A 24,995-nucleotide genomic window follows, 5' to 3' on the forward strand; every position below is an offset into this window, starting at 1 on the left:
CCGGGATCAGCTGCCGAGGTCGTCCGGCAGCAGCCGGAAGGCGTCGTGGTTGCTCAACGGCCGGATCGCACGGAAGTGGCGCCGGTCGACCGTCAACACCGCGTCGGTGCGGAACTCGGCTGCCAACGCGACGTTGACCGCGTCGGTCAGGCCGACGTTCAGCGCCGGGTACCTGCGCATCACGACCCTGGCCGCCGCGAGGTGCGAGGCGACCTCCGGCACCTCGAAACGGCCGACGGCACACTTGTCGATCACGTCGTCGAGGATGCGCATCGCCCCGGCCGGGCCGAGCGCTCTGGTGGCCAGGTGGTCCAGCTCCGCGAGGACCAGCGGCGAGATGACCAGATGGCCCACGGTCCGCAGGGCCTTTCGGCAGGCGACGTGATCGGGTTCGTCCCCCGCGTAGGCGGCGAGCAGGGCGCCGGTGTCCCCGACCACCGCGACCGCCGTCATTCGCCGAAGCCTTCCATGAGCCGGTCGAGGTCGGCCAGGATGCGGCCGCCGCCACCGCCGACGACCGGCATGTCGTCGACCTCGTCCCCCATCGGATCGGTCCGGAACGGGTACACGGGTTCGGCCAGGCTCGGCGGCACGATCGTCGCCACATGGCGGCCGTCCTTGGTGACGGTCACCGTCTCACCGCGTTCGACGGCTCCTATCACCCGGGCCGTCTGCTGGTTCAGCTCCCGCATGGTTGCTTCCATGCACCCACGGTACTACGGCGTAGTACACCGCGGAGTGAGTTCGGGTCAGCGGTGGCGGTGGTCGTTGGGGGCGAGGCGGGGGCCGAAGCGGGGTGCGTGGGCGCCGGTGGAGGCGAGCAGGCGGCAGAGCCGGTGGCGGTGCGGACGGTACGGCTCCAGCAGGGCCAGCATCTGGGCGTCGTCGCTGCGCACCCGGCCGGCCAGCGCCCAGCCGACCGTGTTCGGGAGGTGGAAGTCGCCGACCGAGACCGCGTCCGGATCCCCGTTGCTGCGCTGCAGCGTCTCGGCCGCCGTCCAGACACCGATCCCGGGGACGGCGGTGAGGCGGGCGAAGGCGGCGGTGTGGTCCATCGCGGACGCCTCCTCCAGCCGGGGTGCCAGCCGGACGGCCCGCTGGACCGTCGCCGAGCGCTTCGGGTCCACACCCGCACGGTGCCACTCCCAGCTCGGCACCATGGCCCACTCCCGCGCCGACGGCGCCACCCACATGTCCTCGGCCGGGCCCGGCGCCGGGGTGCCGAAGTCCCGCAGCAGGGTGCGCCAGGCCCGGTAGGCCTCCCTGGTGGTGACCTTCTGCTCCAGGATCGCCGGCACCAGCGACTCCATGACCAGGCCGGTCCTGGCCAGCCGCACCCCCGCCGCCGCGCGCTGGGCGTCGCGCAGCAGACCGGGCGGCAGCACCAGGCCCGCCGGGTCGTCCTCGGCGCCGAGCAGGACGGGCAGCCGGTCCAGCAGCCACTCGGCGCCCGGACCCCAGGCGTTCGCCTCGACCGCGCCCTCGGCCGGGCGGGCCAGCACCCGCAGGGTGCCGACACCCGCCGGGGTGCGGGACGCCCGCCAGACCGCGCCGTCCCCCGTGGTCCGGTACGACGGGTCGGCGGGGCCGCGGCGCAGCGGGAGCAGGGTCCGGGCCGCGTCCAGCGGGAAACCGGGCCGCCAGCGGCGGGCGGTGCCCTCCACCGTCGCGACTGCGCCGTTCATCGCCGTGCACCTCCATCGCTCGCCCCCGACCATGGGGGTATGAACGATACGCGGCTGCCGGAGCTCTCCCCGGGGGACCGGAACGCGGTCCGGGCCCTCTACCGCCGGGCCCTGGAGGGGTGGAACCTGCGGGACGGCTCGGCGTTCGCCGGACCGTTCGCGGCGGACGGCGAGGTGATCGGGTTCGACGGGACCCGGCACAGCGGGCGATCGGTGATGGCCGCCGAACCGGGCCGGATCTTCACGGACCACGCCACCCCTGAGTACGTCGCCAAGGTGCGGCGGGTCCGGGCACTGGGGCCGGGGGTCGCGCAGCTGGACGCGGTGGCGGGGCTGGTGCCGGACGACGCGGAGGACCCGGACCCGGCGCTGAACGCGGTGCAGACGGTGAACGCGGGGGCGGGGTGGCGGATCACGCTGCTGCAGAACACCCCCGCCCGGTACGACCTGCGGCCGGACCTCGCGCAGGCGTTGACGGCGGAGCTGCGGGGGCTGACCGGGCGGGGGCCGGGGCCGGAGTGACGCCGGGGCGGCACCTGATCGCCGTCTCCTTCGCCCCGCCGCCCGCACCCCGGCGGTGGGGCGCGCGGGGGTGCGGGCGGCGGAAGGGTCCGGCGGGCAGCGGGGGGTCAGCGGCCCTGGAGCGCGGCGGCCCGGGTCCGCAGGTCGGGCAGCAGCGGGTAGAGGGCGGCCCCGGGGCACTCGGTGTTGAAGCCGTCGCGGTGGCCGGAGACGGCGTCGAAGCCGACTCTCGTCCCCAGGGGGTAGCGGCTGGCGTTCGACCCGGACACCAGCTGGGTACGGCCGGCGGCGTCCTGGTCGGTGAGACCGAGCTTCCAGGCGGAGATCCCTGCCAGGCCGTCCAGCAGGGGCTGCGGCGGGACGTCGGTGACGTAGGTGCCGATCGCCGCGACGCCGGCCGAGTCGGTGTTGAAGCCCAGGGTGTGCGCGCCGTGCACCGGCAGGTCGGTGCCGCCGGCGCGGCCCTCGTAGACGGTGCCGCAGCGGTCGACCAGGAAGTTGTAGCCGATGTCCCGCCAGCCGTTGCCCTGCACGTGGTACTGGTAGATCGCCCGGATCACCCGGGGCGCGTCCGCGCACTCGTACGCGGTGGCCGTGGCGGTGTGGTGGACGAAGACGACCCGGACCGCACCGGTGTACGCGAACTCCGCCTCGCGGATGGACTCGTCGGCGCCCCAGCCGGCCCGGGTGACGATCCCGGGCCGCGGCGCCTGGTGACCCACCCGTCGACCGCCGCCCGGGGGTTCGGCGGGCAGCGTCCGGACGGCCGCGGAGTCGGCGCCGTGCCCCGGGTCGACCAGGTCGACCCGCAGCCCGGCCGGCAGACCGCCGGGACCGGGCAGCACCTCGACGGCCACCCCGTCGCTCGGCCCGGTCCAGAGCGGTGCCGTCGCACCGCGCGGCAGACGGTCCGGGCCGTGGGCCGCGCCGTCCGGACCGTCCTCGCCGTCCGTCTCCAGCTCGTGCCAGCCGCTCCACACCCGGGTGGCCGCGTCCCGGGTGCGGACCCGGACGGTACCGCCGGCCAGCGAGCTCGCGGGGCCGTCCCAGCCGACGCCGAGCAGTTCGAACCGCGGGGTGGTGCGCGGCGTGAGGAGATGACCGGCGGTCAGCGGCAGGGTGGTGACCGACCCGCCGCCCGCCGAGGTCCGGATCCGGGCGGACGGGCCGGCCGACGCGGCGGATGCCGCCGGTTGGAGCAGCAGGGCGGCGGTGCAGCCGGCGAGCAGGGCGGCGGGGACGGCGCCGCGGAGGGAACTGACGGGCCGGCGGGCGGCACGGGCGGGCGGCGGTCGGTACGCGGACGGGGAACGGCGGGCGGCCGGGGGGCGGTGGGCCGACGGGCGCCGGAGGACCGGCAGGGAACGGAGGCCGGGCAGCGGACGGAGGGCGGCGGGCAGGACGATCGGGGAAAAGATGCGCATAAACGGGATGTTCACCTCAAACCGCCCCGAGCGCCACGCCGCTCCGCACCTGCTCCACCACCCTCCCGGTCGTCCACCCGAAGGCCGTAGGCTGGGGCGCACCATGACTGCGCCTTTCGCTGCCGATGCCCAAACCCCCGTCGAGCTGCTGCACGCATTCCTGCGAGGTGGCACTCCCTCGGTCGACCCTGCGGCCCCGCTGGTCACCTTCTACGACGACGCCACCGGCGAACGGGTGGAGCTGTCCGCCCGGACCTTCGACAACTGGGTGGCCAAGACCGCCAACCTGCTCCAGGACGAGCTGAACGCCGGCCCGGGCGACCGCGCCGCCCTCCTGCTACCGGCCCACTGGCAGAGCGCCGTATGGCTGCTGGCCTGCTGGTCCGTCGGAGTGGTGGCGCTGCCCGCCGGAGACCCGTCGACCACCGACCTGGTGGTCAGCGGACCTGACGGCCTGGAGGCCGCCCACGCGTGCGAGGGCGAACGGGTGGCACTCGCCCTGCGCCCGCTCGGCGGCCGGTTCCCGCAACGCCCGGACGGCTTCCTCGACTACGCCGCCGAGGTGCCGGGCCAGGGCGACCGGTTCGCCCCCTACTCCCCCGTCGCCCCGGACGCACCGGCGCTGGAGACCTTCGTCGACGGTCTGCCGCTGAAGCTGTCCGGGGACCAGACCGTCCGGCTCGCCCGCGAGGGCGCGGCCCGGCTCGGCCTGCAGCCGGGCGACCGGGTGCTCTCCACCCTCTCGTACGACGGCTGGACGGGCCTGGAGGCCGGCCTGCTGGCTCCGCTGGCGGCCGGCGCGTCGGTGGTGCTCTGCCGCAACTCGGACGGCCTGAGCGCCGAGCAGTGGGAGAAGCGGGTGGAATCCGAACGGGTGACACTGCGCCTCGGGTAACCCCCGGTCCGGGCCCGGCGGGTAGGGATCCCTGCCATGGCCGAGGACGACACCGAGCACCCCCCGACCGAGAACCCCGACGATCCGGGCCCGGGCACTCCGGGCCCGGACGCTCCTGACACTCCGACCGCGCCCCGGCGACGGCGCCGACGGTGGTTGATGATCACCGCCGGCGCCCTCGCCTTCGTCCTGGTCGCCTGCGGCGCCCTGCTCTGGATCGCCTACCGCAAGCTCGACGGCAACATTCGGACCGACTCCACCACCGACCAGCTGCTGGCCCGGCTGGAGGCCGAGCGCCCCAGCCGGACCGCCGGGGCCCGGGGCGCCGAGAACATCCTGCTGATCGGCAGCGACGACCGGACCGGTGCCAACGCCACCTACGGCACGGCCGGCGGCCAGCGCTCGGACACCACGATCCTGCTGCACCTGGCGGCGGACCGGCACCACGCGACCGCCGTCTCCATCCCGCGGGACGTCATGGTGACCGTCCCGGCCTGCCAGAAGCCGGACGGCACCCGCAGCCGCCAGAGCCTGATGCAGTTCAACGCGGCCTTCGAGACAGGCGGCCCGGCCTGCTCGATCCGGACCGTCGAACAGCTCAGCGGCATCCGCATCGACCACTACGTGATCCTCGACTTCGCCGGGTTCAAGCGCATGGTGGACGCCGTCGACGGGGTCGAGGTGTGCGTCCCGCAGGCGATCCACGACAAGGACGCCAAACTGGACCTGCTCGCCGGGCGCCAGACCCTGCGCGGCGAGCAGGCCCTCGGCTACGTCCGGGCCAGGGAGACCCTCGGCGACGGCAGCGACACCCAGCGGATGGGGCGTCAACAGCAGTTCCTGGCGGCGCTGATCCGCAAGGCCCAGTCGCAGGACGTGCTGCTCAACCCCACCAAGCTGTGGCCGGTCCTGGACGCGGCCACCTCCTCCGTCCAGGCCGACAGCGGGCTCTCCTCGCTCGGCGCGCTGTACGACCTCACCCAGGACCTGCGCGGCATCCCGTCGTCGGACGTGGTGTTCCTGACCGCCCCGCGCCGGCCGTACCGGTTCGACTCGGACCGGGACGAGTTCGTGCAGCCGCAGACCACGCAGCTGTTCACGGCCCTGCGGGACGACCGGCCGGTGACCGTCCGGCCACCGGGGTCGACCCCTTCGGCGGGGGCCTCACCGGGGGCAGGGACCGGCCCCTCGGCGGCGGCCCTCGCGTCGGTGACGGCCCTTCCGTCGGCAACGGCCCTTCCCTCGGCGACGGCCCTTCCGTCCCCGGGGGCCGGCGCGTCGGCGGGCGCCCCGGCCGCTGCGGCGGCGGACTCCGCGGCGGAGGCGGCGGCCGGTGCGGCCGACACGGCAGTCGGTGCGGCGGCCGGGGCGGAGGCGGACGCTGCGGCGGCCGGGCCGGGCGGCGGCGCCGAGCGGGCATCCGGGGCGTCGCCGACCGCGACGGCTCCCCCGTCCTTCGAAGGGCGGACCGCCGACGTGGACGCCTGCACCGTGCATTGACCTCGGTTCAGGTCACACTTTCGTGTACGGATCATGATCTTCGCAGGTTCTCCCCGGCAATTCCCAGGACTCGATTCACCTGCGGAATTGCGGTGCGCGAACATGGCGGAGATCACACGAGGAACAATTCCCCCACCCGGCTCGTCTAGGGTGTCCGAGTCGGTCGCGCAATTCGCGAACCGCCGGTGGACCGGTCGGAGGGAGGGGAAAGCCCGTGCAGCAGGACAGCCACGACGTCGACCCCGCCGACCAGTGGGTGCTCGACCCGGACACCGGCCAGTACCGGCTCGACCCGGCCGCCGGCATCCCCGCCCAGCGCCGTCGTGCCCGGCCCGGACCGACCGCGGCGGGCGGGGCGGGCGGGACGCCCGCGACCGTCCCGCACCAGGCCCGCACCGGCGGGCGCGCCGCCCACCGCCGGGCCGGCGCCAGGAAGCGCAACCGTCGCCGGCGGCTGCTGAAGTGGACCGGCGGGATCGGCGCGCTGGTCCTGGTGGCGGGCTGTGGCGGCGCCTACTACGCGTACCAGCACTTCAACAACAACATCACCGCCGTCAAGGTGCAGCTGGGCGACGAGGCGGAGCGGCCCAAGGCCACCAGTGACGCGCTCAACGTCCTGGTCATCGGCACCGACAGCCGGGAGGGCCTGGGCCGCGAGTACGGCGACGAGGGCAGCGCCGGGCACGCCGACACCACGATGCTGTTCCACGTGGCCAAGGACCGCAGCAATGCGACCGCGATCAGCATTCCGCGCGATCTGATGGTGGAAGTCCCGGAGTGCCGGACCGCGGACGGAAAGACGATCCCCGGCTCTGCGCGCACGATGTTCAACAACAGCCTCGGCCAGGAAGGCCGCGACCCGGGCTGCACCTGGAAGACCGTCGAGAAACTGACCGGGATCCGCGTCGACCACTTCGTGATGGTCAACTTCGACGCCGTGAAGACGCTCTCCACCGCCGTCGGCGGCGTCGAGGTGTGCGCGGCCAAGGACATCAACGACCCGGACTCGCACCTGAAGATGAGCAAGGGCCGGCACGTCGTCCAGGGCGACGAGGCACTCGCCTTCGTCCGCACCCGGCACGCCGTCGGACTGGGCGGCGACCTCACCCGGATCCCGCTCCAGCAGCAGTTCATCAGCTCGATGATCCGCGCGGTGAAGAGCAGCGACACCCTGACCAACCCGGCCAAGCTGTGGAAGCTCGCGGACGCCGCCACCAAGGCGCTCACCGTCGACTCGGGGATCGGCAGCGTCGACAAGCTGAAGGACCTCGCACTGGACGTCAGCAAGGTCGACACCGAGCACATCACCTTCGCCACGGTGCCGGTGGTGGACGACCCGGCGGACGAGAACCGGCTGGTGGCCAAGCAGCCGGACGCCGGGCAGCTTTTCTCGATGATCGGGAACGACCGGTCGCTGACCGGGACGGCCCCGCCCGCGACTCCGGAGACCGCACCCGCGGCCGGGGCACCGTCCGCCGCCCCGTCGTCCGCTGCCGCGGCGGCTCCCTCGACGGCCGCGGCGGCCGCGGACGCGAAAAGCGTCCGGGTGACGGTGCGCAACGGCACCGGGACGCCGGGACAGGCACAGCAGGCCGTAGACCGGCTCCGGACGCAGGGCTTCGCCAAGGCCGCGACAGGTGCCAACGCCACCACCGTGCCGACCACCACGGTCTCCCACCCGGCCGGGAAGGCCGACGAGGCGGCCTCGCTGGCCACCGCGCTGGGCCTGCCGGCCGACGCGGTCAAGGCGGACCCGAAGGCGGGGGCGAAGGACGGGCTGGTGGTGGTGCTCGGCAAGGACCTGCCGACGGCCCAGGCCCAGGTCGGGACGCCGAGCGCGGTGCCGACCGAGGCGCCCAAGGACCTCCAGCGGGTCCAGGCGGACGACACCGACGTCTGCGCGAAGTAGCGCTCCTGCGGCCGTGTGGACCAGGACCTGCGCCAGGGTCCGCGTCCTGGCCCTCGCCCGGGTCCGCGCCTGGGTCCGTCGGGTTGCTCGGCGCTCCCGGAGTGCGGAGCGCCGGGGATGCTGCGGGTGTTACGGCTGATGTGGCGGCGGCGCTTCCGGGGCCGGGTCCGGGGCCGACTCCGGGTCCGGCTCTGGCTCTGGCTCCGGCTCTGGCTCTGGCTCTGGCTCGGCGGGCGTGAGCACGCCGTCCGTCTCCCGGTACTCCTCACCGGTGCGCGGGCAGCGCCACCGGCCCTCGCCGGCCGGCTCCAGCGGCTCGCCGGCCCGGCCGACCCACTTGATCCGACGGGCCGGGACACCGGCCACCAGCGCGAAGTCCGGGACGTCCCGGTGCACCACCGCACCGGCGGCGACCAGCGCCCAGCGGCCGACCGTCACCCCGGCGACCAGGACGGCACGACCGCCGATCGAGCAGCCCCGGCGGAGCGTCACCCCACGGGCGTCCCAGTCGTCGCCGCGCTTGAGCCGGCCGTCGACGTCCACCGAGCGCGGGTAGAGGTCGTTGGTGAGCACCGCGGCCGGGCCGACGAAGACGCCGTCCTCGACCACCGCCGGCTCGTACACCAGCGCGTGGTTCTGCAGTTTGACCCGGTCGCCGATCCGTACGCCGGGGCCGACGTAGGCACCCCGGCCGATGATGCAGTCGGCGCCGATCACCGCGTCCTCACGCACCTGGGCCAGGTGCCAGACGGTGGTGCCGGGGCCGAGCACGGCCCGGTCGTCGACGTCGGCGCTGGCCTCGACCCGGGCAACGGCGGCGGACCCGCCCTCGACTGTCCCCATGGCGCCCGACGATAGCGCCGGGCGGGGGGACGGGAGGGCGGGTCCGCGGGATTGGCCGGATCACCGCACGGGGCGGTGGGGCGGTGGGGCGGTAGGGGCCGGCGGCGCGGTCAGCGGCGCTCGGCGACGACGTTGCCGGGAGACGGGGCGCTGCTGCCGATCACCTTGCGGGCCAGCGAGCGCGGCGAGGTGAGGAAGCCGAAGCCCCAACTGAGGTGCATGGTGGCGAAGGCCACCGGAAGCATCGCCTTGGCCTTGGCGGAGAGGCCGCGCCCCTCGACCAGCGCGCCGCCGGTGATGCCCAGCAGGTAGGCGCCGGGCGCCGCCAGGAAGGCCGGGTGGACGGCCGCGCCGAGGACCAGCCCGAGCACCACGCCGAGGAAGGCGGCCGGCGGGGCGAGGTAGCGGAGGTTGACCGAGCCCTTGTGGTACCGGGTGACCACCCGGCGCCAGCGGCCGTAGTCCTTGTACTGCTTGGCCAGCGCCCGGACGTCGGGACGCGGCCGGTAGGTGACGCGCAGCTGCGGGGTGAACCAGACCAGGCCGCCGTCCTGCCGGATGCGGTAGTTCAGCTCCCAGTCCTGGGCGCGCACGAACTCCTCGTTGTAGCCGCCGAGCCGCTCCAGCACCTCGCGCCGGAACACCCCGAGGTAGACGGTGTCCGCCGGACCGGCCAGGCCGCCGGTGTGGAAGGCGGCGTTGCCGACGCCGATCTTGGAGGTCATCGCGGCGGCGACCGCGTTCTCCCACTCGGTCTCGCCCTCGGCGTGCATGACGCCGCCGACGTTGGCGGCCTCCATCTCGCCGAGCAGCCGGACCGCCGTGGTGATGTAGCCCGGGGTCAGCAGGCCGTGGCCGTCGACGCGGACCACTATCGGGTGGCTGGAGCCGCGAATGGCGGCGTTCAACCCGGCGGGCGTACGACCGGTGGGGTTCTCCACGGTGCGTACCCGCGGGTCCTCGGCGGTCAGTTCGGCGGCGATCTCCGCGGTGCGGTCGGAGGACGGACCGAGGGCGATCACCACCTCCATCGGGCCGGCGTAGTCCTGTTCCAGGATGTGCCGGACGGCCGTGCGCAGGTGTCGTTCCTCGTTGAGCACCGGCATGATCACGGAGACCGCCGGCAGCTCCTCAGCAGCCTTGGTGTTCATCGGGGCCAACCGTACCGGTGCGGGCGGGCCGCCGTCCTGTCCCGGTCCGGGCTGCTCCGCAGGCCCCGGGGTCCGGGGCGGCCGGAGGAACGTTTCACCGATCGAGGCCCACCGTACTCCCAGGCCACGGCGCGCCCTCACCCGGCCCGGGGGAGGGCGCCCCTACCATCCGAGAGATGCCCGTCTCCCTCCTCTACGCCCGGTCCGGGGCCCAGCCCCGACGGCACCGTCCATGGCCCCGCCGGCTGGCCACGGGCATCGCCCTCAGCGTCCTCGCCACCTCCGGCGGCGGCTGGGCGCTCCTGCACGGCCTCGGCTCGATCGACCGGGTGGACGCCTTCAGCAACGACCAGGCCCGGCCGGCCGACGACGGCTCCACCACCTTCCTGGTGGTCGGCACCGACGAGCGTGACGGCATCCCGGAGCGGACGCTCAAGGACGTGCTGCACGCCGGCGGCGAGTCCTGCCACTGCACGGACACGATGATGATCGTCCAGCTCTCCGGGGACGGTTCGCGGGCCACTGTGATCAGCATCCCCCGCGACTCCTACGTCGACATCCCCGCCCACCGGGACCGGGTCACCCGCAAGGAGGTCCCGGCCGGCAAGGGAAGGATCAACGCCGCGTACGGGCTGGGCGGGCCGCAGCTGACCGTCGCCACCGTCGAACAGAACACCGGGCTGCGGATCGACCACTACCTACAGGTGAACTTCGCCGGGTTCGTCTCCGCCGTGGACGCCGTCGGCGGGGTGCGGGTCTGCACCGCCAAGCCGCTCAAGGACGAGTACTCCGGCCTCGACCTGCCCGCCGGCACCAGCACCCTGGACGGCGCGGGGGCACTCAAGTACGTCCGGGCCCGGCACCTGGACGGCAGCTCCGACCTGGGCCGGATGCACCGGCAGCAGAAGCTCGTCGCCCAGCTGCTGCACCAGCTGACCAGCGGCGGCACCCTGCTCAGCCCGGTCCGGCTGGCCCGGGTGACCGACAGCGTCCTCGGCTCGGTCAAGGCCGACAAGGGCCTCACGGCGGACGACCTGATCACCCTGGCGACCCGGATGAAGGACCTCACCGCCGGGCGGGCCGACTTCGCGACCGTGCCGCTGTCCGCGGTGGACCACCAGGTCCCCGGGTGGGGCTCGACGGTGCTCTGGGACCGGGCCGGGGCGCGGGCGCTGTTCGACGCGGTACGGGCCGGACGGCCGCCGACGGAGGCGACGGCCTCCGCCGCGCCGTCCGGCGCTTCCGGACCGGCCGCGGCGACGCCGCCGGCGACGCCCACGGCGGTGCCGGCCGTCGCCCCCGAGCAGGTGCACGTCCAGGTGTTCAACGCGGCGGGGGTCGCCGGGCTGGGGGCCCGGGCCGACGCCGATCTGCGGCGGGCCGGTTTCGCCACCACCGGTGCGCCGTCCAACGCCCCGGTCGGGACGGCGGGCGGACGGAGCGTGATCCGGTACGACCCGCGCTGGGCCGAGTCGGCCCGGACGCTGTCCGGCGCGCTGCCGGAGGCCGAGCTGACGCCCGTCCCGGGGCTGGGGCCGACGCTGCAGGTGTACGTGGGCGGGGACTACCCGGCGGCCGCAAGCCCGCCGCCCGCAAGCCCCTCGCTCGGGAGCCCGCCGCTCGGGAGCCCGCCGCCCGCAAGCCCCTCGCTCGGCGCGAAGACGGTGAGTCCCTCGGTAGTGAGTCCCTCGGCGGCGGTGCCGGCACCGCCGCCGCCTGCGCCGACCGCCCAGGCACCCGGCGCGGGCACCGGCGCGGCGGCGGCCGACACGGCCGCGGGGGCCGGGCGGGCGAGCGACATCATCTGCCCCTGAGTCGGGCCCGAACCGCCACTCCCCCGCCCCCGGAGGTGCGCGGGAGGCAGGGAAGCAGGGCAGCCGCGGACGGACGGGAAGGGGCAGGGTGCGCATCGGCACCCTGCCCCTTCCTGCCGGGCGTCCCCCCGGCCCCCCGACCGGGGGGACGCCCTCGGGAGTCCGTCCGAGGTCGGACCGGTCCGACCCCGGACGGACCGGGTCAGTCCGTCGCGATGGCCGAGAGGACGTTCATCCGACCGGCCCGGAAGGCCGGGACGAGGGCGGCCAGCAGACCGATGACCACCGAGGCGGCCAGCGTGGCGACGATCGTCCCGACCGGGACGGCGAGCGCCTCCAGCCCCTGCGACTTGAGCACCTGCTGGCCGGTGATCCCCCAGGCCAGGCCGAGGCCGGTGCCGAGCACCGCGCCGAACAGCGCGATCACCACGGATTCGAGGCGGATCATCCGGCGGAGCTGGCGGCGGGAGAGCCCGATCGCCCGGAGCAGGCCGATCTCGCGGGTCCGCTCGACCACCGAGAGCGCCAGGGTGTTGACGACGCCGAGCACCGCGACCACGATCGCCAGGCCGAGCAGGCCGTAGATCATGTAGAGCAGGGTGTTGACCTGCTCCTGGACGAGCTCCTTGTAGCCGGCCTGGTCGCGGACGGAGGCCTGCGGGTACTCCTTGAGTGACTCCTCCAGTGCGGCGAGCGTCTTGGTGACGTCCGCCCCGGAGACGGCCTTGCCGAAGAGCACCGCGTCGACCGGCAGGTCGGCGGCCGGGACCGCCTTCGTCACGGCGGCGAGGTCGGCGAAGGTGGAGCCGTCGAAGAGCGAGTTGCCCTTGGTCATGACGACCCCGACCGGCAGCGACTGGGTGCGCCCCTTGCCGTAGTCGATCCTGACGGTGTCGCCGACCTTGAGGCCGTGCTCCTTGGCGTAGTCCTCGCCGACGGCCAGCGAGCCCTGCTTGAGCGACTCGGCGGTGCCCGCCTTGACCGGCAGGCGGAAGTCGTCGGCGAAGGTGGCGGAGACGGCGGAGATGCCGTCCTCCGTGGTCCTGCCGTCCGGCGTGGTGAAGACCGCCGGGAGGAACTTCTGCTCGGTGACGTGGTCCACGCCCGAGGTCTTCCGCACCGCGTCGACCATGCCCGGGGTGATGCCGGTCTGCCCCGCCGAGATGATGTAGTCGGCGCCCACCGAGCGGTCGATCTGCTGGTTGGTGGACTCGATCACCGACGAGGTGAAGACCGAGGCACCGATCACCAGCGCCAGTCCGATCATCAGCGCGGCGGCCGTGGCGCCGGTCCGCCGCGGGTTGCGCATCGCGTTGCGCTGGGCGAGCCTGCCGGACGGGCCGAACAGCGAGGGCAGGAACGCCCCCAGCACCCGGACCACGGTGGTGGCCAGCAGCGGGCCGAGGACCACGAAGCCGACCAGGGTGAGGAACACTCCCAGGCCCAGGTACTGGCCGCCGGTGGCGGCCTTCTCCGCCTTCGCGGCCAGGACCAGCAGGCCCCCGCCGCCCGCCGTCAGCACCAGGCCGAGGACCGCCCGGACGGTGTTGGACCGGGCCTCGGCCGGGGTCCCGTGGTCGCGCAGGGCGGCGATCGGCGCGATCCGGCTGGCCCGGCGGGCCGGGATCCAGGCCGCGAGCACGGTGATCACGATGCCCACCGCGTACCCGGCGAGCGGGACGTTCAGCCCGATCTTCAGGTCCGAGGCGCTGAGGTGCATGCCGGCGGCGTTCATCAGCTGGATCAGGCCGACCGCGAGGCCGAGCCCGGCACCGATGCCGAGCGTCGAACCCACCGCGCCGAGGAGCAGTGCCTCCACCAGCACCGAGCGGTTGACCTGGCGGCGGCTGCCGCCGACGGCACGGAGCAGGCCGATCTCCCGGGTGCGCTGGGCGACCAGCATCGAGAAGGTGTTGATGATCAGGAAGCCGCCGACCAGCAGCGAGACACCGGCGAACCCGAGCATGGCGTACTTCATGAAGTCCAGGAAGGACCCGACGTCCTTGGCCCCCTCCTCCTTCTGCTCGGCGGCCGTCTTCGCCTGGTAGCCGCCGCCGAGCTTGGCGAGGGCGTCGGCCTTGAGCTGGTCGTCGGAGCGGCTGCCGTCGCCGAACAGCTCGACGGAGGTGTAGGCGGCCTGCCCCAGCAGGAGGCCCTGCGCCGTCGGGGTGTCGAGGAAGGCCAGTGCCGCGCCCGGGTTGGTGGTCCTGAAGGTGGCGATACCGGCGATGGTGAGGTCGTGCTTGCCGTCCGCGGTGAGCACGCGCAGCTTCCCGCCGAGGGCGAGACCGGCCTTCTTCGCCGTGTCGGCGTCGAGCACGACCTGGTCGGCGCCCTGCGGCGCGTGACCGGAGGTGATCTCGACCGGGTTGCGCGGGGTGTCCGCCCAGTTGCCGGTCATCGTCGGGGCGCCGTTGGTCGGGCCGACCTTCTTGTTGGTGGCCGGGTCGACCAGGACGGCGTTGGTGACGAAGATCTGACCGATCGCGGACTTCACGCCGGGAACGACGGAGACCTTCTGGAGGGTGTCGACGGGTATCGTCCGCGCCTTGCCCCGGGCGTCGTCGTCCTCCTCGCCGAACTCGGCCTTGGCCGGCTGGACGGAGAGGTCGGAGGCGGTCGAGGCGAAGAGCTTGTCGAAGGTGCTGGTCGCGGTGTTGGAGAACACCAGCGTCCCGGAGACGAACGCGACCGACAGCACGACCGCGACCAGGGAGAGCAGCATCCGGCCCTTGTGGGCGAAGAAGCTTCTGAGTGACGTCTTGAGCAGCATGGTCCGGTGTCCCCCGCGCTCAGCTGGTGCGCTTGCCGTCGAAGCGGCGCATGCGCTCCAGGACGGAATCAGCGGTCGGGGCGTACATCTCGTCGACGATCACGCCGTCGGCGAGGAAGAGCACGCGGTCCGCGTAGCCGGCGGCGACCGGGTCGTGGGTGACCATGACGATGGTCTGGCCCAGCTCGTCGACCGAGCGGCGCAGGAAGGAGAGCACCTCGGCGCCGGAACGGGAGTCGAGGTTTCCGGTGGGCTCGTCCCCGAAGATGATCTCCGGGCGGGCGGCCAGCGCCCGGGCCACCGCGACGCGCTGCTGCTGGCCGCCGGAGAGCTGGGTCGGGCGGTGCTTGAGGCGGTCCGCCAGGCCGACGGTCTCCACCACCCGGTCGAGCCAGGCGGCGTCCGGCTTGCGCCCGGCGATGTCCATCGGGAGCGTGATGTTCTCCAGCGCGTTCAGTGTCGGGAGCAGGTTGAACGCCTGGAAGATGAAGCCGATCTTGTCCCGGCGCAGCTTGGTGAGCTGCTTGTCCTTCAGGCCGGTGATCTCGGTGTCACCGATCCAGATGCGTCCCTCGGTGACCGTGTCCAGCCCGGCCAGGCAGTGCATCAGGGTCGACTTGCCGGAGCCCGAGGGCCCCATGATCGCGGTGAACCGGCCGCGCTGGATGTCGACGTCGACCGCGTCCAGCGCGGTGACCCTGGTCTCGCCCGAACCGTAGGCCTTGGTCACCTGACGCGCCGAGGCGGCGGCGGCAGGGGCACCGCCGGGAAGCTGGGGGTCGTACACGGCTGCTGCTGCCGTCGTCACGTGCGTCTCCTAAGAAGTGGGCCCACCCGTTGCCCCCAGCCTCGTCCTCACCACCTGCCCTGCGACATCGCGCAGGGGATAGTTCTTGACCGGGAGTTAGCCCCACCCTCCCGGTGTACCGGAAGCCCGGACCCGACAGAGGCGGGCCCGTTTCGGACGGGTGGGGACAGGAACCACGTTAGGAGTCGGGGCCCACCGTCCTCGTCATCCGACGGGAGGAAGAGGCCCAACCGTAGTTGTACGGGGCGCGGCACCCCTCCCCCTAGGGGTAGCCGCGCCCCACCTCAGGGTGGGCCCGTACGGGAACGCTTCTGACGCTCGGTCATCCCGTTTCGGTTCGCATCCGCACCGGCCGCGGGGGGCGGCCCGGGACGCCCGGTCAGGAGGCCAGGACCGGCGTGGCGAGCCGCTCCAGCGCGGTGGCGAACCCGTCCACCACCGGGCGGAGCAGCACGTCCGTCTCACGCTCGATCACGGTGGCGCCGTCCTCCCGGACGGTGATGTGGCGGTCGAGCACGAACCAGCCCTGGGTGATGTGACCCGCCCCCATCGAGCTGAGCACCGGACGCAGCGCGTAGTCCACCGCCAGCACGTGCGCGGTGGAGCCGCCGGTGGCGAGCGGCAGGACGGCCTTGTCCCGGAGCGCGAACTGCGGCAGCACGTCGAGCAGCGTCTTGAGCAGGCCCGAGTAGGCGGCCTTGTAGACCGGGGTGCCGATCACCACGCCGTCGGCCTCGGCGAACAGCTCCAGGGCGGCCACTATCTCCGGATGCGAGAAGTCGGCGGTGAGCAGGGCGTGCGCCGGGAGGCTGCGCACCTCGAAGGGGACGACGCGGTGGCCGCGCGACTCCAGCTGTGCGTCCACGTGGCGCAGCAGGCGGGTGGTGCGGGAGGTGGCGGACGGGGAGCCGGAGACGGACAGGACGGTGGCCATGGGTTCACCTCGGGGAGGAAGCGGGCGGAACTGCGGGCGGCACGGCACCTCGGCGGCGTCGGACCCACCGGCCCGGCGGCGGGCCGGACGGACGGCGGGCCGGGCGGGGCAGCGGTCAGCGCGCTGCGCGGGCAGCGTCGAGAAGGGGGAGAAGAGGAGGGAGTGGCGGGTTCGACGGTCGAGCGTCAGCCACAACAGAGCGAACAGGACACACGCAGAAGGTCGACGTGACGCCGACGCGTGAGGGTCCATCGCTGATCCATGGCATTCATGCAAACACGCAGCGTTCCGGACGGTCAAGGATCGTCCCGGCAGCCGAACACCAGGTGAGACGGATGGTGAGACGGCAGGTGCGGCGGGTGGCGGCCCGGAGGCCCCGCGGGCTGTGCGGCGGACGCCCCGCGAGCGGCTCGGCGGGCCCCGCGGAGGACGGCGCGGCGGGGCCGGACGGTGCATGGCGGGCGAACGACCGGTGCGCGGCGCGGCGGTGGCGTGCGGTGGCGGGCCGGGCACCCCGCGTACGCCCGTCCGGGACCTTGCCGCGGAACGATCCGGCGCGTGCATCAAAACTGCTACAAGGGTCCTGGTGAGGGCCCCGGGGGGAGTCACCGCACCCGGCGTCGGGCATCCTCTCCCACATGAACACGTGGCAGGAGGGCCGCCCCGGTGGCGGCGGGAACTCGTACGGCAGCGGCAACGGTGGCGGTGGCGGCGCGTACGGGCAGAGCGGTGGCGGCGCCCAGGCCGAGCCGCCGCTGCCCTCCTCGATGAACCCGCGCGGCCCGGGCGCCCCGGCGCCCCGGCAGCCGCAGCCGCCGCAGTCCCCGCCCCAGCAGTACGGGCAGCCGGCGGGCGGCGGGCGGCCGGGCGGCGGTCAGCCGCAGCCGCAGCCGCCCGGGTACGGGCCGGCCCAGGGCTACGGCCGGCCGCAGCAGTACGGGCAGCCCGACGGGCGACCGGGGGTACCCCCGCAGGGGACGCCCGGCGGCCCCGGCGCACCCGGGGGGCCGATAACCCCCGGCGGCTCCCAGCCGCCCTCGGCCGCCCGTCCGTCGCGTTGGCCGCGGCGCCGGATCGTCAAGTGGTCGGTCTTCGGCGTCCTGATCGCGCTGATGGTCACGACCGTCTCCACCTGGTTCTGGGCGGACTCCAAGCTCAACCACGAGAACGTGCTCGCCGACTACCCCGGCCGCCCCGCCGCGGGCAAGGGCACCAACTGGCTGATCGTCGGTTCCGACAGCCGCAACGGCCTCTCCGACTCCCAGGAGGAGGACCTTCACACCGGTCACGCGGGCGGCAAGCGCAGTGACTCGATGATGGTCCTGCACGTCGGGGAGAACGGGAACACCCTGATGAGCATCCCGCGCGACTCGTGGGTGCCGATCCCGGACCACCCGGGCGACAACGGCAAGACCGTCAAGTCCGCTCCCGCGAAGATCAATTCGGCCTTCGCGCTGGGCGGCGGGAAGCTGCTGGCGCAGACCGTCGAGATGAACACCGGCATCCGCATCGACCACTACGCCGAGATCGGCTTCGCCGGCTTCGTGGGCATCGTCGACTCGGTCGGCGGCGTGGACATGTGCATCGAGCAGGACGTCAAGGACAAGGACTCCGGCCTCGACCTCAAGGCCGGCTGCCAGACCCTCAGCGGCACCCAGTCGCTGGCCTTCGTCCGCCAGCGCCACCAGATGGCCGACCAGGACCTCGGCCGGATGCGCAACCAGCAGCAGTTCCTCGGCGCCCTGGCCAAGCAGGCGGCCTCCCCCGCCACGGTGCTCAACCCGTTCACCTTCTACCCGCTGGTCTCCTCCGGCCTCGGCACCCTGATCGTCGACGAGGACGCCGGACTGACCGACCTCGGCTCGCTGTTCCTCGCCATGAAGGACGTCAACGGCGGCAGCGGCAAGAGCATCACCGTGCCGATCGCCAACCCGGACTTCAGGACCAGCACCGGGGAGTCGGCGGTCAAGTGGGACACCGCCAAGGCGAAGCAGGTCTTCGAGGCCTTCAAGAACGACACGGCCGTGCCCGAGGTCAAGTGACCGCGGGTCCTGCGTGACGCCGTGTAACGCTCCCGACACAATGGGTGGATGTCTCTCGTCACCGCGCTGATCTACCGCCGCCGTCACCGCCTCCTGGGCCGCCTGGTCCAGGAGGCGCTCGCCGTCTACGGGATGGAGGTGCCGGCCGCCGCCGAGATCGGGCCCGGCCTGGTCGTCTTCCACCGCGGCTTCGGCACCGTCCTGCACCCGTACACCACGCTCGGCTCGGGCGTGACGCTGTACAACGGCGTGACCGTCGGCCGGGCCGACCCGTGGGTGCCGCAGGAGCTGAGCCCGATGCGCCGCGTGGTGGTCGAGGACGGCGCGGTGCTCTGCGCGGGCGCCAAGGTGGTCTGCAAGGAGGGCGTGCTGACCGTGGGGGCGGGCACCGTCGTCGGCGCCAACGCGGTGCTCACCCGTTCCACCGGCCCGGGCGAGGTCTGGGCCGGCGCCCCCGCCCACAAGGTGGGGACGCGGGCGGGATGGGACGGTGAGCGACCGCGCGTGGCGCCGCAGGCGGTGGCGGCGGTGACGGGACCCTAGGCGCCGGCGCCCGGTGACCCGGCGGCGCGGACCGGACCGGACCGGACCGATCAGGGGACGACGATCTGCCGGAGGTGGCCCGTGGCGCACTCCGCGTACCGCTGGACCGGCTCGCCCTCCCCGTCGCACCCCTCCGTCTCGCCGGCGAACCCGTAGTGGATCTCCGGCCCACCGGCGCCGCCGGTCCACCAGGCATCCGCCAGGTGCACCACGAGGGTGGCCGGGTGGTGCGGCTCGGGGCGCTCCAGGACGAGCTCGCGGAGGGTCTCGCCGGGCCGGAAGGCGATCACCGTCTCGCTGGTCCGGATCCGCGCCCGGCCGTCCCCCCGGTCACAGGCCCAGTAGGCGGCCACCTTGACGTCCAACCGGCCCTCGACGCTGCCCTCGCCCGGGCGGACGTACTCCTCCTCGGGCACCCAGCGGGCGTGGTTGCGGATGTCGTCCGGCCCGAACCACTCCGCCCAGGTGACCCAGTAGCCGGCGACCCGTTTGAGCGTCATGCCCTCGCGCACGATCCGCACCGGGATGCGGGTCAGGTTCGCCGGCTCGTCGACGAGCAGCACGCGGCCCTGGCGGTCGACACGGGTGCCCCTGTGCGCCTCGAAGGACAGGACGGTCACCTGCTCGAACGTCACCTCGGCGTCGTCCCTGCGTCGACTCGACTGACTCATGGGTGGAACCACCTTGCCGGAGAGCTGAGTTGGTCGGCAGCGGGCACCCCGGAACCGGTGATCCACCCGCGCCAGGGCAGCCTACGGTGCACGGACGGTCGCGATCCGTGATTCCGACGAACCCGCCCGAACCGGTCGGTGCGCGGCTATTCTGCGCGTGCACACCACGTGGAGGAGGTCGGTCCCGAATGGGCGACGCACACTGGCGGGAGCTCCACCGGGAGCCGATCCACAGCGCGTACGGACGCGGCACGGACCGGGTGACCTTCGCCCTCCCGGACGGCCGCGAGGGCGTCTACCACCTCGCGAACGAGTACTCGGCCGCCACCGTCGTCGCCCTGACCCCGGACCGGCGGATCCTCCTGACCAGGCAGTTCAGGCCCGGCCCGCAGGCCCTGCTGTACGAGCTGCCGGGCGGCGTGGTGGAACCCGGCGAGGCGCCGGAGCACGCCGCGTCCCGCGAACTCGCCGAGGAGACCGGCTACCGGGGCACCGTCGAACTCGCGGCCGCCGCCTGGCACGACGCCTACTCCAACGCCCGCCGCTACGCCTTCGTCGCCACCGACTGCACCCCCGCGTCCCGACCGGCGCCCGACCGGGACGAGTTCATCGAGGTCGTAACGATGCCGCTGGAGGAGTTCAGGGCCACCGTGCTGCGGCGCGGGCTGCTCACCGACGTCGGGCCGGCCTACCTGGGCCTGGACCACCTCGGGTTGCTGTAGGCCGATCCAGCGGAGCTCGCCGGAGGGCCACCGGGCCGTGGCAGGATCGGGCGGACGTTTCCCCACCACTCCCGGAGGCATCCCGTGGCCGAGCAGCTGTACGCCGTCCTCAAGACCAACCACGGTGACATCACCGTCAAGCTCTTCCAGTTCCACACCCCGAAGACCGTGCGCAACTTCGTCGAACTCGCCGAGGGCGCCCGGGAGTGGACCGATCCGGCGACCGGGGAGCCGAGCACCGCCCGGCTCTACGACGGCACCACGTTCCACCGGGTCATCCCCGGCTTCATGATCCAGGGCGGCGATCCGCTCGGCACCGGCACCGGCGGTCCCGGCTACTCGTTCCCGGACGAGTTCCACCCCGAGCTCTTCTTCACCAAGCCCTACCTGCTGGCGATGGCCAACTCGGGCCCCAACTCCAACGGCTCCCAGTTCTTCATCACCGTCCGCGCGACCCCGCACCTGAACCGCAAGCACACCATCTTCGGCGAGGTCGCCGACGAGGCCGGCCGGAAGGTCGTCGACTCCGTCGCCGCCACCCCCACCGGCCCGGGCGACCTCCCGCTCGACGCCGTGGTCGTCGAGTCGGTCGTGATCGAGCGCCGCTGACGTCGTACCGTCGCCGCGCGACGACGCACTCGACTTCGCGCTCGACGGCGCGCGGGCGGCCCGCCGAAGGCTCCGGAGCGGGGGCCGACCCGTCCGGCCTCCCGCTTCCCGCCCCCTACGCCGGGCGGGCGAACACCAGCTCCAGCACCGCCCGCGCCAACTCCTCGACGTCCGCCTCGCCCCGGCTCTCCGGCAGGGCGCCGTTCAGCCAGAGGGCGGCGAAGCCGTGCGCCAGCGACCAGGCCGCGATCGTCGACAGCCGGTCCGCGCCCCCCGACGGCGACAGCTTCCGGCCACTCGCCGCCAGCACCGCGCCCGCCCGCTCCCTCGCCGCGGCCATCTCCGGGTCGTCCGCCCGGTACAGCTCCGGCCGGAACATCACCTCGAAGTACGCCCGGTGGTCGACCGCGAACCGCACGTACGCCACCCCCGCCCCGAACGGGTCCCCCGCCGCGCGCTCCAGGCTGTCCGCGAACAGCTCGAACCCCTCCGCCGCCACCGCGGTCAGCACGCCCGCCTTGTCGCCGAAGTGGTGCGCCGGCGCGGCGTGCGACACCCCCGCCCGCCGTGCCAGCTCGCGCAGGCTCCACCCCGACGGCCCGGACTCGGCGACGGCGGCCAGCGCGGCGTCCAGTACCGCCCGCCGCAGGTTCCCGTGGTGGTAGCCCGGTCGTTCCTGGTCGGTCGTCGCCATGTCCGTTCCTCTCCTGGGTGATCCCCCCACCTTATCTAGTCATTGACAAGATTACCTCCGGGGGGCAATCTTTCCAGTGACAAGATTGGAGTCCGACCATGGCCCCCCTGATCGCGCTCGTCGGCGGCTTCGCCGTCCTCCGCCTGCTCGGCCTGATCGCCGTCGACGGCCTCGACGCCTGGCAGCCCGCCGTCCGCGGCGCCCTGGCGCTGATGTTCGTCACCACCGGCGTGCCGCACTTCGTCCCGTCCTGGCGCCGCCAGTTCGTCGCGATGGTCCCGCCGGCGCTCCCCGCCCCCGCGCTGCTCGTCACCGTCACCGGCGCGCTGGAGCTGGCCGGCGCCGCCGGACTCCTGGTGCCCCCGCTCGCGCCCTTCGCCGCCGCCGGACTCGCCCTGCTGATGCTCGCGATGTTCCCGGCCAACGTCCACGCGGCCCGCCACCGCCTGACCCTCGCGGGGAGGCCGGTCACCCCGCTGCCCGCCCGCACCGCGCTCCAGGTGCTCTTCGTCGCCGCAGCCGTCGCCGCAGCCGTCTGACGGGCCGGGCGGGGCCCGCCGGGGCCGCACGGCCAGGCCGCCCCGGCCGGCCCGGAAAAAGCGCGGACGCGGCCCGCATGGTGCGGGCCGCGTCCGAGTGCGGTGAAAGGGACCGGCCCCTACTCCACGATGCCGGAAGCGGCGATGGTGACCTTGGCCGACGGGCGGCCGCTGCGCGAACCGAGCGCCTCGATCTTCTTCACCAGGTCCAGGCCCTCGACGACCTCGCCGAAGACGACGTGCTTGCCGTCCAGCCAGTCGGTCACGATGGTGGTGATGAAGAACTGCGAGCCGTTGGTGTTCTTGCCCGCGTTGGCCATCGAGAGCTGGCCCGGCTTGGTGTGCTTGAGCTGGAAGTTCTCGTCCGCGAACTTCTCGCCGTAGATGCTCTTGCCACCGGTGCCGTCGCCACGGGTGAAGTCGCCGCCCTGGAGCATGAAGTCCGGGATGACGCGGTGGAACGACGAGCCCGCGTAGCCGAAGCCGTGCTGGCCGGTGGCCAGCTCGCGGAAGTTCTGGGCGGTCTTCGGGACGATGTCGTCGAAGAGCGTGAAGACGATGCGGCCGGCCGGCTTGTCGTCGATGGTGATGTCGAAGTAAACGTTGGAACCCATGCAGGGATCATGGCATGTCGCGCGCCCGGGCGCGCGACACCCCCCGAAGCCCGGGCACGCCGCGACGGGGAGGGCGACGCGCCCCGGGCCGGTCCACGGGCCGTGCCTCAGCCCGGCCTGTGCGCGAGCAGGAACGCCTGCGCGGTCTTGTCCTCGCCCACCGGCTCGCGGACCAGGCGGGTGGTGACCGTCAGGCCCGCCCCGGCGGCCAGTGCCGTGACGTGGTCGGGCTGCCGGCGGCGGAAGTCCAGGACCACCGGGTGGCCGAACGGCCGGTCGACACGGAGCGGCCGGTCGCCGACCTGGAAGGCCAGCAGGAGGTGGCCGCCGGGCGCGAGGACGCGGTGGAACTCGGCGAAGACCCGGGGCAGGTGCTCCTCCGGGGTGTGGATGATCGAGTACCAGGCCACCGCTCCGGCCAGCTCGCCGTCGGCGTAGGGGAGTTCCAGCAACGAGCCGACCTCGAACCGGAGCCCGGGATAGGTGGCCCGGGCCACCTCGACCATGCGCGGGGAGAGGTCGAGGCCCGAGACGTCCAGGCCCAGCCGGGCCAGGTGATCGGTCACTCGGCCCGGTCCGCAGCCGAGTTCGACCGCCCGGCCGTCGCCCACCAGCTCGGCGAAGGCCGCCAGCATCGCCCGGTCCAGCGGCTCGGCCGCCAGCTCGTCGCGGTAGCGGTCGGCGTAGTCGACGGCCACCGCGTCGTAGAACGCCCGGGCCGCGGTCAGGAACTCCGGTTCGGTCATGGTCCCCGACCCTATCGGGGCTAGCATCGCCGCCAGAAACAACCGGCCTAGGGGAAAAGGGACATGATGCGGATCGGGGTCTATCTGGCGCACCCTCGGACGGGCAGCTTCAACCACGCGCTGTTCGGGGCCGTCGTCGACGAGCTGCGGGAACGGCGCGGCTGCGAGGTCGTCGCGCACGACCTGTACGCGGAGGGGTTCTCCCCGCTGCTGACCCCCGAGGAGACGGAGACCGTGGCCGAGCACGGGCCGCAGCGGCCGGGGCCCGGTGATCCCCTACTCGCCCTCCACCGGGCCGAGGTGGCCGCCCTGGACGCGCTGGTCCTGATCCACCCGAACTGGTGGGGCATGCCGCCCGCCGTGCTCACCGGCTGGGTGCAACGGGTGCTCGTCCCGGGAGTGGCCTACAAGCTGGGCACGGCGGACGGCGAGCCGGTCGGGCTGCTGCGGGCCGGACGGGCACTGGTGCTGAACACCTCGGACACCCCGGAGGACCGCGAACGCGAGGAGTTCGGGGATCCGCTGCAACGGATCTGGGCGGCCTGCGTCCTGCCGTACGTGGGCGTCACCGACGTGCGCCGGCGGGTGTTCCGCACCGTGACGGACTCGTCCGGCGACGTCCGCGCGCAGTGGCTCCGCCAGGCGCGGCAGGAGGCCGCGGCGCTGATCGGCTGAGGCCGGCCGGAGGAACCGTGCGTCGCGCGTAGACGGCGGACCGGGGAGTGACCGTCCGGACCGGGACGTCCGGGTACCGGTGTGCGCGGGCGTGCTAGAACCGGCATCGGGTGTGAACGCTCACCCTGCACCGCACCCCGGCACCACCGCGTCACCGCGCAACCCCGCGCCCGTCCGTGGCGCGTCGTGCCACCCGTGCCACCTGCGTCACCCGTGCGATTCCGTGCAACCCCGGCCACCCAACAAGGGAGACCCATGTTCACCGCACACGCCCCCCGCCGCGCCCCCGTGCGCCTGCTGCTCGCCGCCTTCGCCGCCCTGGCGCTGCTGCTCTCCGGCGCCGCCGCCGCGACCACCGCCTCGGCCACCACGACCGGGCTGGACGGCGCCTGGGCCTGCTCCGTCCCGTCCGGGTACACCTACGACCAGGTGTCCATGAACCGGACCTGCAGCTCCGGCAGCTGGAACGCGCCGCAGTTCCACCTGCGCACCCCCGTCGACGGCCTGACCGCCTGTACCAGCGCGCCCGGCTTCGTCTACGACGCCATCACCTGGGGCAGCGCCTGCAGCCAGCAGCCCGGCGTGACCTCCAACGCGTACCGCCTGCGGACACCGTACGACGGCCTCACCGCCTGCATGGGCACCCCCGCCTTCACCTACGACCTGATCACCTACACGAGCGGGTGCAGCCTCAACCAGGGGACCCAGGCCACGACCTTCCGGCTGCGCAAGCCGGTCAACGGCCTCTGGGCGTGCCAGGTCCCGAACGGCTTCACCTACAGCGCCACCACCCAGAACTGGGACTGCAGCCACATCCAGGGCGTACCGTCCACCAAGTTCCTGCTGATCGGCTGAATACGGCCGTGGGGGCGGGCCGCCCGG

Annotated in this window: 26 protein-coding genes; 12 read left to right on the forward strand and 14 right to left on the reverse strand. The window is 73.6% G+C overall.

Annotated elements, in window-relative coordinates:
• Positions 1–6: 6 nt before the first annotated feature.
• From ACFWIC_RS06290 to ACFWIC_RS06300, 3 genes are read right to left on the reverse strand one after another with little or no spacing between them, the layout of a single operon-like run.
• On the reverse strand, positions 7–453 hold the full coding sequence (locus ACFWIC_RS06290) for a PIN domain-containing protein (RefSeq protein ID WP_380361474.1): 447 nt from the start codon (positions 451–453) through the stop codon (positions 7–9).
• Positions 450–704: a type II toxin-antitoxin system Phd/YefM family antitoxin gene (locus ACFWIC_RS06295; protein ID WP_380361472.1), complete on the reverse strand. Its 255-nt coding sequence runs from the start codon at positions 702–704 to the stop codon at positions 450–452. The genes ACFWIC_RS06290 and ACFWIC_RS06295 overlap by 4 nt, the downstream gene beginning before the upstream one ends.
• A gap of 45 nt (positions 705–749) precedes the next feature.
• Entirely contained in the window at positions 750–1,685 is a 936-nt protein-coding gene (locus ACFWIC_RS06300) for a DNA-3-methyladenine glycosylase family protein (RefSeq protein WP_380516363.1), read from the reverse strand.
• Between the two features lie 39 nt (positions 1,686–1,724).
• On the opposite strand from ACFWIC_RS06300, the gene ACFWIC_RS06305 reads away from it, so the two are divergent.
• On the forward strand, positions 1,725–2,207 hold the full coding sequence (locus ACFWIC_RS06305) for an SgcJ/EcaC family oxidoreductase (RefSeq protein ID WP_380516366.1): 483 nt from the start codon (positions 1,725–1,727) through the stop codon (positions 2,205–2,207).
• Between the two features lie 107 nt (positions 2,208–2,314).
• On the opposite strand, the gene ACFWIC_RS06310 is transcribed toward ACFWIC_RS06305, so the two are convergent.
• On the reverse strand, positions 2,315–3,631 hold the full coding sequence (locus tag ACFWIC_RS06310) for a peptidoglycan recognition protein (protein WP_380516369.1): 1,317 nt from the start codon (positions 3,629–3,631) through the stop codon (positions 2,315–2,317).
• A gap of 103 nt (positions 3,632–3,734) precedes the next feature.
• Between ACFWIC_RS06310 and ACFWIC_RS06315 the strand changes: the two genes are divergently transcribed.
• The 3 genes from ACFWIC_RS06315 to ACFWIC_RS06325 all read left to right on the forward strand — a co-directional run bounded on the left by ACFWIC_RS06315 (position 3,735) and on the right by ACFWIC_RS06325 (position 7,935).
• Positions 3,735–4,526: a TIGR03089 family protein gene (locus ACFWIC_RS06315; protein ID WP_329882765.1), complete on the forward strand. Its 792-nt coding sequence runs from the start codon at positions 3,735–3,737 to the stop codon at positions 4,524–4,526.
• A 36-nt stretch (positions 4,527–4,562) separates the two neighbouring features.
• Positions 4,563–6,026: an LCP family protein gene (locus tag ACFWIC_RS06320; protein ID WP_380516372.1), complete on the forward strand. Its 1,464-nt coding sequence runs from the start codon at positions 4,563–4,565 to the stop codon at positions 6,024–6,026.
• Positions 6,027–6,240: 214 nt separating this feature from the next.
• Complete coding sequence (locus tag ACFWIC_RS06325) at positions 6,241–7,935, forward strand: LCP family protein (RefSeq protein ID WP_380516375.1); 1,695 nt, start codon at positions 6,241–6,243, stop codon at positions 7,933–7,935.
• A gap of 129 nt (positions 7,936–8,064) precedes the next feature.
• On the opposite strand, the gene ACFWIC_RS06330 is transcribed toward ACFWIC_RS06325, so the two are convergent.
• Positions 8,065–8,778 (reverse strand): acyltransferase, encoded by a 714-nt coding sequence (locus ACFWIC_RS06330; RefSeq protein ID WP_380516378.1) that lies wholly within the window; start codon positions 8,776–8,778, stop codon positions 8,065–8,067.
• 110 nt (positions 8,779–8,888) lie between these two features.
• Positions 8,889–9,929, reverse strand: coding sequence for a glycosyltransferase family 2 protein (locus ACFWIC_RS06335; protein ID WP_329950808.1), 1,041 nt, complete (start codon positions 9,927–9,929; stop codon positions 8,889–8,891).
• A 176-nt stretch (positions 9,930–10,105) separates the two neighbouring features.
• Here ACFWIC_RS06335 and ACFWIC_RS06340 point away from each other — a divergent pair, with 176 nt between their 5' ends.
• Positions 10,106–11,743 (forward strand): LCP family protein, encoded by a 1,638-nt coding sequence (locus ACFWIC_RS06340; protein ID WP_380516381.1) that lies wholly within the window; start codon positions 10,106–10,108, stop codon positions 11,741–11,743.
• A 202-nt stretch (positions 11,744–11,945) separates the two neighbouring features.
• Here ACFWIC_RS06340 and ACFWIC_RS06345 read toward each other — a convergent pair whose 3' ends face one another.
• From ACFWIC_RS06345 to ACFWIC_RS06360, 4 genes are all read right to left on the reverse strand, one after another.
• Positions 11,946–14,516, reverse strand: a complete 2,571-nt coding sequence (locus ACFWIC_RS06345) for an FtsX-like permease family protein (RefSeq protein WP_329950806.1) — start codon at positions 14,514–14,516, stop codon at positions 11,946–11,948.
• Positions 14,517–14,535: 19 nt separating this feature from the next.
• Positions 14,536–15,324 (reverse strand): ABC transporter ATP-binding protein, encoded by a 789-nt coding sequence (locus ACFWIC_RS06350; protein ID WP_380361762.1) that lies wholly within the window; start codon positions 15,322–15,324, stop codon positions 14,536–14,538.
• 379 nt (positions 15,325–15,703) lie between these two features.
• Positions 15,704–16,258: an NADPH-dependent FMN reductase gene (gene ssuE, locus ACFWIC_RS06355; protein ID WP_329882758.1), complete on the reverse strand. Its 555-nt coding sequence runs from the start codon at positions 16,256–16,258 to the stop codon at positions 15,704–15,706.
• A gap of 185 nt (positions 16,259–16,443) precedes the next feature.
• Entirely contained in the window at positions 16,444–16,530 is an 87-nt protein-coding gene (locus ACFWIC_RS06360) for a putative leader peptide (RefSeq protein ID WP_355403890.1), read from the reverse strand.
• A gap of 366 nt (positions 16,531–16,896) precedes the next feature.
• Between ACFWIC_RS06360 and ACFWIC_RS06365 the strand changes: the two genes are divergently transcribed.
• Both ACFWIC_RS06365 and ACFWIC_RS06370 read left to right on the forward strand, forming a co-directional pair.
• Positions 16,897–18,300 (forward strand): LCP family protein, encoded by a 1,404-nt coding sequence (locus tag ACFWIC_RS06365; protein WP_380516385.1) that lies wholly within the window; start codon positions 16,897–16,899, stop codon positions 18,298–18,300.
• 48 nt (positions 18,301–18,348) lie between these two features.
• A complete protein-coding gene (locus tag ACFWIC_RS06370; protein ID WP_380361758.1) occupies positions 18,349–18,843 on the forward strand; it encodes a hypothetical protein in 495 nt (164 codons plus the stop codon).
• Between the two features lie 50 nt (positions 18,844–18,893).
• Here ACFWIC_RS06370 and ACFWIC_RS06375 read toward each other — a convergent pair whose 3' ends face one another.
• Positions 18,894–19,514, reverse strand: coding sequence for a hypothetical protein (locus ACFWIC_RS06375; RefSeq protein WP_329950804.1), 621 nt, complete (start codon positions 19,512–19,514; stop codon positions 18,894–18,896).
• Positions 19,515–19,702: 188 nt separating this feature from the next.
• Here ACFWIC_RS06375 and ACFWIC_RS06380 point away from each other — a divergent pair, with 188 nt between their 5' ends.
• Together ACFWIC_RS06380 and ACFWIC_RS06385 are read left to right on the forward strand one after the other, a co-directional pair.
• The gene (locus tag ACFWIC_RS06380) at positions 19,703–20,236 is read left to right on the forward strand and encodes an NUDIX hydrolase (RefSeq protein ID WP_380361754.1); all 534 of its coding nucleotides are present in this window, start codon (positions 19,703–19,705) and stop codon (positions 20,234–20,236) included.
• Positions 20,237–20,320: 84 nt separating this feature from the next.
• Positions 20,321–20,845, forward strand: coding sequence for a peptidylprolyl isomerase (locus tag ACFWIC_RS06385; RefSeq protein ID WP_329950802.1), 525 nt, complete (start codon positions 20,321–20,323; stop codon positions 20,843–20,845).
• Positions 20,846–20,960: 115 nt separating this feature from the next.
• On the opposite strand, the gene ACFWIC_RS06390 is transcribed toward ACFWIC_RS06385, so the two are convergent.
• On the reverse strand, positions 20,961–21,539 hold the full coding sequence (locus ACFWIC_RS06390) for a TetR-like C-terminal domain-containing protein (RefSeq protein WP_329950801.1): 579 nt from the start codon (positions 21,537–21,539) through the stop codon (positions 20,961–20,963).
• 98 nt (positions 21,540–21,637) lie between these two features.
• Here ACFWIC_RS06390 and ACFWIC_RS06395 point away from each other — a divergent pair, with 98 nt between their 5' ends.
• Positions 21,638–22,078 (forward strand): DoxX family protein, encoded by a 441-nt coding sequence (locus ACFWIC_RS06395; protein WP_380361752.1) that lies wholly within the window; start codon positions 21,638–21,640, stop codon positions 22,076–22,078.
• Between the two features lie 119 nt (positions 22,079–22,197).
• Here the strand turns inward: ACFWIC_RS06395 and ACFWIC_RS06400 are convergent, their stop codons facing one another.
• Positions 22,198–22,692 (reverse strand): peptidylprolyl isomerase, encoded by a 495-nt coding sequence (locus ACFWIC_RS06400; RefSeq protein ID WP_380361750.1) that lies wholly within the window; start codon positions 22,690–22,692, stop codon positions 22,198–22,200.
• Positions 22,693–22,799: 107 nt separating this feature from the next.
• Positions 22,800–23,438, reverse strand: coding sequence for a class I SAM-dependent DNA methyltransferase (locus ACFWIC_RS06405; protein ID WP_380516392.1), 639 nt, complete (start codon positions 23,436–23,438; stop codon positions 22,800–22,802).
• Between the two features lie 63 nt (positions 23,439–23,501).
• On the opposite strand from ACFWIC_RS06405, the gene ACFWIC_RS06410 reads away from it, so the two are divergent.
• Positions 23,502–24,113: an NAD(P)H-dependent oxidoreductase gene (locus ACFWIC_RS06410; RefSeq protein WP_380516395.1), complete on the forward strand. Its 612-nt coding sequence runs from the start codon at positions 23,502–23,504 to the stop codon at positions 24,111–24,113.
• Positions 24,114–24,368: 255 nt separating this feature from the next.
• Entirely contained in the window at positions 24,369–24,968 is a 600-nt protein-coding gene (locus ACFWIC_RS06415; RefSeq protein ID WP_329882747.1) for a hypothetical protein, read from the forward strand.
• Positions 24,969–24,995 lie beyond the last annotated feature (27 nt).

The organism is Kitasatospora sp. NPDC127035, assembly GCF_042726075.1.
In the GTDB taxonomy this organism is placed as follows: Bacteria; Actinomycetota; Actinomycetes; order Streptomycetales; family Streptomycetaceae; genus Kitasatospora.

Bases quoted from the DNA above. Each gene is read 5' to 3' on its own strand.
- ACFWIC_RS06365 (WP_380516385.1), top strand. From the start codon at position 16,897: ATGAACACGTGGCAGGAGGGCCGCCCCGGTGGCGGCGGGAACTCGTAC.
- ACFWIC_RS06320 (WP_380516372.1), top strand. From the start codon at position 4,563: ATGGCCGAGGACGACACCGAGCACCCCCCGACCGAGAACCCCGACGAT.
- ssuE (WP_329882758.1), bottom strand. From the start codon at position 16,258: ATGGCCACCGTCCTGTCCGTCTCCGGCTCCCCGTCCGCCACCTCCCGC.
- ACFWIC_RS06345 (WP_329950806.1), bottom strand. From the start codon at position 14,516: ATGCTGCTCAAGACGTCACTCAGAAGCTTCTTCGCCCACAAGGGCCGG.
- ACFWIC_RS06290 (WP_380361474.1), bottom strand. From the start codon at position 453: ATGACGGCGGTCGCGGTGGTCGGGGACACCGGCGCCCTGCTCGCCGCC.
- ACFWIC_RS06330 (WP_380516378.1), bottom strand. From the start codon at position 8,778: ATGGGGACAGTCGAGGGCGGGTCCGCCGCCGTTGCCCGGGTCGAGGCC.
- ACFWIC_RS06375 (WP_329950804.1), bottom strand. From the start codon at position 19,514: ATGAGTCAGTCGAGTCGACGCAGGGACGACGCCGAGGTGACGTTCGAG.
- ACFWIC_RS06405 (WP_380516392.1), bottom strand. From the start codon at position 23,438: ATGACCGAACCGGAGTTCCTGACCGCGGCCCGGGCGTTCTACGACGCG.
- ACFWIC_RS06300 (WP_380516363.1), bottom strand. From the start codon at position 1,685: ATGAACGGCGCAGTCGCGACGGTGGAGGGCACCGCCCGCCGCTGGCGG.
- ACFWIC_RS06340 (WP_380516381.1), top strand. From the start codon at position 10,106: ATGCCCGTCTCCCTCCTCTACGCCCGGTCCGGGGCCCAGCCCCGACGG.
- ACFWIC_RS06395 (WP_380361752.1), top strand. From the start codon at position 21,638: ATGGCCCCCCTGATCGCGCTCGTCGGCGGCTTCGCCGTCCTCCGCCTG.
- ACFWIC_RS06295 (WP_380361472.1), bottom strand. From the start codon at position 704: ATGGAAGCAACCATGCGGGAGCTGAACCAGCAGACGGCCCGGGTGATA.
- ACFWIC_RS06380 (WP_380361754.1), top strand. From the start codon at position 19,703: ATGGGCGACGCACACTGGCGGGAGCTCCACCGGGAGCCGATCCACAGC.
- ACFWIC_RS06410 (WP_380516395.1), top strand. From the start codon at position 23,502: ATGATGCGGATCGGGGTCTATCTGGCGCACCCTCGGACGGGCAGCTTC.
- ACFWIC_RS06415 (WP_329882747.1), top strand. From the start codon at position 24,369: ATGTTCACCGCACACGCCCCCCGCCGCGCCCCCGTGCGCCTGCTGCTC.
- ACFWIC_RS06305 (WP_380516366.1), top strand. From the start codon at position 1,725: ATGAACGATACGCGGCTGCCGGAGCTCTCCCCGGGGGACCGGAACGCG.
- ACFWIC_RS06360 (WP_355403890.1), bottom strand. From the start codon at position 16,530: ATGAATGCCATGGATCAGCGATGGACCCTCACGCGTCGGCGTCACGTC.
- ACFWIC_RS06315 (WP_329882765.1), top strand. From the start codon at position 3,735: ATGACTGCGCCTTTCGCTGCCGATGCCCAAACCCCCGTCGAGCTGCTG.
- ACFWIC_RS06310 (WP_380516369.1), bottom strand. From the start codon at position 3,631: ATGCGCATCTTTTCCCCGATCGTCCTGCCCGCCGCCCTCCGTCCGCTG.
- ACFWIC_RS06370 (WP_380361758.1), top strand. From the start codon at position 18,349: ATGTCTCTCGTCACCGCGCTGATCTACCGCCGCCGTCACCGCCTCCTG.
- ACFWIC_RS06400 (WP_380361750.1), bottom strand. From the start codon at position 22,692: ATGGGTTCCAACGTTTACTTCGACATCACCATCGACGACAAGCCGGCC.
- ACFWIC_RS06390 (WP_329950801.1), bottom strand. From the start codon at position 21,539: ATGGCGACGACCGACCAGGAACGACCGGGCTACCACCACGGGAACCTG.
- ACFWIC_RS06335 (WP_329950808.1), bottom strand. From the start codon at position 9,929: ATGAACACCAAGGCTGCTGAGGAGCTGCCGGCGGTCTCCGTGATCATG.